The sequence below is a fragment of the Nonomuraea rhizosphaerae genome (genome assembly GCF_019396405.1).
GTDB classification, from domain to species: Bacteria; Actinomycetota; Actinomycetes; order Streptosporangiales; family Streptosporangiaceae; genus Nonomuraea; species Nonomuraea rhizosphaerae.
Window position 1 is genome coordinate 1 of sequence record NZ_JAHKRL010000490.1, and the last position, 5664, is coordinate 5664.

Here is a 5664-nt window from a genome sequence, read left to right on the forward strand (position 1 = left end):
GTCGTCTGACCGGCGGCGCCCCCCTTCGGTCCGACTTGTTCGGTGCCCTGCCGTTGCGCCACCGCTTCCCGGTCCGCAGGTTGATCCCGACGATCCGGCACGCTTCACGGCTGCTGACACCTTGATCCATAAGCCGGAAGTATTCCTCCCGCTCACGAGTCAACGGCGCGCGGCCCTGGGACAGGCTCCGGTTGTCGCGTATTTCGAAAGCCATCGAACTCCCCAAGATGGGGTGTTGCGACGACCACTAGAAGGGAGGGAGGGGGTCGCGGTGGGGGCCGGAGCGGGCGTGAGCGGTGCTCACGCCCAAGAACCCGGGAGCGGGACTTCGGTCACTTGCCGATGTTCGCCTCGTGGCCGATGGACAGACCCGAGGTCGGGTCGAAGAAGTGCAGGTTGTGCGTGTCGACCACGAGCTCGATGTTCTGGCCCGGCCGCACGTGGCTGCGCGCGTTCACCCGCGCGGTCCACAGGGACTTGTCGCCCGACAGCGGCAGCGTCGCCTCCTCATCGTCGCCCGTGTCGGCGGCGGCGACGGTGTCCTTGTGCTCGACCGGCGGGGCGTCGATCAGGAACAGGACGTTGATCTCGGAGCCGAGCTCCTCGGTGACCTCCGCCTTGACGGGCAGCGTGGCCCAGCCGTTGGCGTGGTTGCCGGCCGAGGTGGCGTCCTCGAAGTCCGACGGGCGGATGCCGAGGATGACCTTCTTGCCGATGTACTGGTCGAGGCCCGGCTTCTCGCTGAACGCGGAGTCCGGGATGTTCAGCTTGATGTCGGCGAACGTCACCGCGGCGCCGCCGTCGCGGACCAGTTCGGCGGTGGCGAAGTTCATCGACGGCGAGCCCATGAAGCCGGCGACGAACAGGTTGACCGGCTTGTCGAACAGGTTCTGCGGGGTGTCCACCTGCTGGAGGATGCCGTCGCGCAGGACGCAGACGCGGTCGCCCAGCGTCATGGCCTCGACCTGGTCGTGGGTGACGTAGACGGTGGTGACGCCGAGGCGCTCGTGCATCTGGTTGAGCGAGGCGCGCATGGACACGCGGAGCTTGGCGTCGAGGTTGGACAGCGGCTCGTCCATGAGGAAGGCCTGCGGCTCACGGACGATCGCGCGGCCCATGGCGACACGCTGGCGCTGACCACCGGACAGGGCGGCCGGCTTGCGCTTGAGGTACGTCTCCAGGCCGAGCATCTTGGCGGCCTCGTTGACGCGCTTCTGGATCTCCGGCTTGGGCATCTTGCGGAGCTTGAGGCCGAAGGCGAGGTTCTCCTCCACCGTCATGTGGGGGTAGAGGGCGTAGTTCTGGAAGACCATGGCGATGTCGCGGTCCTTCGGCGGCAGGTGGTTGACCACCTTCTCGCCGATCGCGATCTCGCCGCCGCTGATGTCCTCCAGACCGGCGATCATCCGGAGCGCGGTCGACTTACCGCAACCGGAGGGGCCGACCAGCACCATGAACTCGCCGTCCTTGATCTCAAGGTTGAGCCCGTTCACGGCCTTCACGCCACCGGCGTAGATCTTGTCGACATTGGTCAGAACAATGGATGCCATGACATTCCTTCACGCTCCCGGGCGGTGACCCGGATGTTGTGCGGGTAGCCACACTCGTGGATACGTTTTCAAGCATCTCACCCGAAACGGACACCACCTGTCAAGGGACCAGCCCGTGTTGCCCCCGCGGGCTACCGGCGGGACGGAAACCATGATGGAATCGTTTCCATGGAATCGAGGCGGGCAACCATCAAGGACGTGGCCGAGGCGGCGGGAGTGGGCGTCGCGACGGTGTCCCGCGTGCTGTCCGGCGGCTCGGCCAGCCCGCGCACCCGCGAGCGGGTGCTGGCCGTCGCGGCCCAGCTCGACTACCGCCCGAGCGCGCTGGGCCGCAACCTCCGCCAGCGCCGCACCGGCGGCATGGGGCTGCTCGTCCCCGACCTCACCGACACCTTCTACGGCCAGCTCGCCGAGGGCGTCCTGGCGTGCGCGCGCTCGGCGGGCGAGCCGGTCGTGCTCGGCTCGACGGGCGACGACCCCGAGCAGGAGGCCGAGCTGATCGGCATGCTCCTGGAGCAGAGCGTGGACCGGGTGATCGCGGTGCCGTCGGGAGGGGCGGACACGTGGGGGCCGGCGCTCAAGGCGGGCATGACGATCGTCTTCGCCGACCGCCTCCCCGCCGAACCCGCCCCTGACACCTCCCCCGCCCGGAACGACCCCGCCGACGACCCCACCGGCGACATGCCCGAGCGGGCCGCCGTCGCCGACCTCATGGCCCTCGACGGCGTACCCCTGCCCGAGGGACGTACGGGCTCAGGGGGACGTACGGCTTCCGGGGGACGTACGGCTTCCGGGGGCGCGCGCGAGGGCGCGGCGCGCACCCGGCCGCTCGACGTCCCCGCCGTCCTGGCCGACGACAGGACGGGCATCCGTACGGCGGTCCGCTACCTCAGGGGTCTCGGCCACCGCCGCATCGCCTTCCTCGGCGGCCCGGGACACGGCAGGCGCGTGGCCGCGTTCCGCGAGGCGGTGGGGGCGCCCGTGGACGAGGAACTGGTCGTGTTCGCCACCGGCAGCCGCGACTCCGCCTACGCGGCGGCCTCCGGCCTGTTCCAGAGCCGCCCCGACCTGACCGCCGTGGTCACCGGCGGCAACGTCCTCGGCGAGGCCGCCGTCCTGGCCGCCAGGGAGCTGGACCTGCGGGTGCCGCGCGACGTGTCCCTGGTGATGTACGACGACGTCCCCTGGGCCGAGCTCTGCTCCCCGCCCCTGACCGTGATCGCCCAGCCCGGCCGCGACATCGGCTACCGCGCGGCCGAGCTGGTCCTGCGCGCGGGCACCCGCCGCCCCCGCAGCGTGGTCCTGCCCACGGAGCTCATCGTCCGCGGCAGCTGCGGCCCCCGCTACTGAGCACAGCGCTCAGACGGTCACGATCCCAAGCTCGACCAGGATGCGCCACACGTCCGTCGAAGGCGTGCGGTCGAGAACCCTGCAGTCGGCGCCGTGCCCGTTCCTGGCGGTGCACGCCATGCTCGGACAGTTGGTGACCAACGACCTGGCCCGGTTGACGGCATCGGCCTCGTTGCCGTTCAGCGCCGCCAGCGGAGCACCGTCGAGCCGCTTGTCGAAGGTACGAAAGGCCTGGTGAGCCGCTCTCAGCCGATCCTGGATGCACTTTGACGTGGGCGCCCCAGGCACTCCCGCCACGAAGTGCAGCAGCAGCCACAGCTCGAAACACGGGTGAGAGAAGGCCACCCGCACTCCCGCCCTCTCGGCGCGTCTGCAGGACTCCTCGACACGACTGTGGTCGTCCCTGTCGAAGAGAGCCCACACCTGCTCACGCCGTGGATCCTCCAGCTCACTGGCCTTCTCCAGCGCCCAGTTCACGACCTCGTCCGGCTTCAGCCCTTTGCGCTTCCAGAGGACGTGGATCTCGAACCTCCGAGGATCGCCGCCGAACCGCTCCTCCAGATGCCCGAGATAGTCACGTTCGGTGCTCTCGCCCTCGACCACCGCGTAGATGACCTTGCGCTTCCTGCCCTCGGTCACCACACGTGGCACCCGGGGGCCGCCGGTGGGCGGCCCCTTCCTCCTGACGCCGCTCACGCGCCCGCCCTGGACGAGCGTCGCTCGACCTCCACCGCGACCCCGCCGAGCCCGATGCGGGGCACTCCGCCGTAGCGACCGCGCAGGTAGCCGCGTTCAAGGCTCTCGTCCGCCCGCACGCCGACCGACGTGAGCGGATACAGCTCCGACTCCCCCGTCTTCCGCTTCTCCGTGATCCACACCTGTTCACGGTCCAGCGGACGTTCGATGTGCGCCTTGCTCAGCAAGGTCACGTCGTGCCCGGTGAAGACGAGCTGCGCTCCCTTCGGGTTGGCGACGGGGTCCTCGAAGAGCCGTACGACCTCGGCGACCAGCAGCGGGTGAAGGCTCGAGTCGAGCTCGTCGACCAGCAGCACCGCTCCATCGTCGAGCGCTTCGAGCAGCGGCCCGAGAAAGGCGAACCAGGCGAGTGTGCCGAACGACTCCTGATGGCTCATGTCCAACGGAACCGGCCCGTCCTTGCCGTGGTGAACGAGGGAGACCTCGGGCGTCTCGTCTCCTCTGTCGTCGACTTCGACCCCGATGACCCCCAGATCGGCGACTGCGAGCAGCCCTTCGACCCGTTCGCGGAACCCTGGTCTCAGCAGCTCCCATCGCGTGTGCGCATCGCGTTTCCGCGGGTCGTCCAGCGGACCGGCCAGCCAGAGGTTGTCCTTGAACCAGGCGTGCAAAGGCGCCAGCTGTTTCAGGCTCAGTGATCCCGCCGCCGTGAGGAACAATGCATTGGGCCTGGTGTAGTCGATGACGGGCCGCTTGGTGCCCTTGAGCCAGTCACTGGGGAAGCGGTACTCGGACTCGCCGCGCCCCGGACGTTCGGCGTCCCGCTCGAACCACACCTGTCGACGACGGCTCCCGTGCGGGTACACATGAAGCCATTCCGTCTCCACCCGTACATCGGACACCTCGAACCCGTAGACATACCTGTGCTCACCGAGGACGACGTCCACCTCGAACAGCGAGGCTTCGTCCAGGGCTCCCCGCTCCAGGGCGAAGGGCCGCCTCGGTACGCCTTTGGCGCGCGCCCAGTCGGCCACCGAATCGAGAACGGCGTGCCGCATCCACCGCATGGCGCTCAGCACATTGGTCTTGCCCGACGCGTTGGCCCCGAACACCGCGGCGACCGGGGAGAGACACAAGCCGCCGACGGACCGGGCGCTGTGATCACTGCCCTCGGGGGCGAGCAGCGACAGCTCGAACTCCTCCCGGAACGACAGGACGTTCGCGGCGCGAAACCCGACAAGCATGTCGCACCTCTCAGCCAGATCCAGCATCCGCCCGTATCTTATGCCTGTTCTGGAAGAAAACTCTCTGATATAGGCTGGAAACTGGTCAGCATTGTCAGTCGGATGTGGAGCGCACGACATGTCCTACGGCCGCCTGGGCGCAGAACGGGCGGCGCACAGGGCGTGGTCGATCAGGGTGGCCGAGGTCTTGATCTGCTGGACCGGGGACTGGTCCGGGCCGAGGGTGCTGGCGTAGGCGACGGTGACCGCGGCGCGCCCGTCGGTGGTGACGGCGTTGTCGGTGACGGCGTTCCAGCCGCCTCCGGCGTGGAACCAGGCCCAGCCGCCGCAGGGCAGCCGGCGCTTCATCAGCCCGAGCCCGTAGCCGGCGTCGCGCCACAGCTCCTTGAACGGCGTCGCGGGCCGGGTCCGCTTCATCTGCGCGAGCTGGGCCGGGCGCAGGAGGCGGCCGCCGAGCAGGGCGCGGTAGAAGAGGTTGACGTCGTGGGGGGTGCTGATGACGGAGCCGTCGGCCTGCCCGGCGGCGTAGGTGGTCACGTCGGTCAAGGGGGCGCCGGGGGTCAGCCGCCTGTACGTCCTGAGGTGCGGCCGCGGCAGGTAGGGCGAGGTGCCGGGGGTGAAGGTGTGGCGCAGGCCGAGGGGTTCGATGACGCGTTCGTGGAGCTGCTGCTGCCAGGGGGTGCCGGTGACCTTCTCGATGATCATCGAGACGAGGACGTAGTTGGTGTTGGAGTAGGCCCACCGGGTGCCGGGCCGGAAGGCGGGGCGGTGGCTCGTCGCCATGGCGACGATCTGTTCGGGACGGTAGACGCGGAAGCGCTCAC

Annotated in this window: 5 protein-coding genes and 1 pseudogene; 1 reads left to right on the forward strand and 5 read right to left on the reverse strand. The window is 69.2% G+C overall.

All coding sequences use genetic code 11. The features are described from left to right. Positions 1–214, reverse strand: a pseudogene (locus tag KME77_RS30640) (IS30 family transposase); the annotation flags it as partial. Positions 215–332: 118 nt separating this feature from the next. Further along, complete coding sequence (locus KME77_RS25620; protein ID WP_219471499.1) at positions 333–1550, reverse strand: ABC transporter ATP-binding protein; 1218 nt, start codon at positions 1548–1550, stop codon at positions 333–335. Positions 1551–1718: 168 nt separating this feature from the next. Between KME77_RS25620 and KME77_RS25625 the strand changes: the two genes are divergently transcribed. Further along, positions 1719–2900, forward strand: coding sequence for a LacI family DNA-binding transcriptional regulator (locus KME77_RS25625; protein WP_219471500.1), 1182 nt, complete (start codon positions 1719–1721; stop codon positions 2898–2900). 9 nt (positions 2901–2909) lie between these two features. Here the strand turns inward: KME77_RS25625 and KME77_RS25630 are convergent, their stop codons facing one another. From KME77_RS25630 to KME77_RS25640, 3 genes are all read right to left on the reverse strand, one after another. Continuing rightward, positions 2910–3596 (reverse strand): RloB family protein, encoded by a 687-nt coding sequence (locus KME77_RS25630; RefSeq protein ID WP_219471501.1) that lies wholly within the window; start codon positions 3594–3596, stop codon positions 2910–2912. Continuing rightward, positions 3593–4840, reverse strand: a complete 1248-nt coding sequence (locus tag KME77_RS25635; protein ID WP_219471502.1) for an AAA family ATPase — start codon at positions 4838–4840, stop codon at positions 3593–3595. Before KME77_RS25635 ends, KME77_RS25630 begins: the two co-directional genes overlap by 4 nt. A 123-nt stretch (positions 4841–4963) precedes the next feature. Next, positions 4964–5664 (reverse strand): serine hydrolase domain-containing protein (locus tag KME77_RS25640; protein WP_219471503.1); only part of this gene is annotated, 701 nt, incomplete at its 5' end.

What these genes read in the sequence shown, in the direction of transcription:
- KME77_RS25620 (WP_219471499.1), bottom strand. Translation starts at nt 1,550, where the DNA reads ATGGCATCCATTGTTCTGACCAATGTCGACAAGATCTACGCCGGTGGC.
- KME77_RS25625 (WP_219471500.1), top strand. Translation starts at nt 1,719, where the DNA reads ATGGAATCGAGGCGGGCAACCATCAAGGACGTGGCCGAGGCGGCGGGA.
- KME77_RS25635 (WP_219471502.1), bottom strand. Translation starts at nt 4,840, where the DNA reads ATGCTTGTCGGGTTTCGCGCCGCGAACGTCCTGTCGTTCCGGGAGGAG.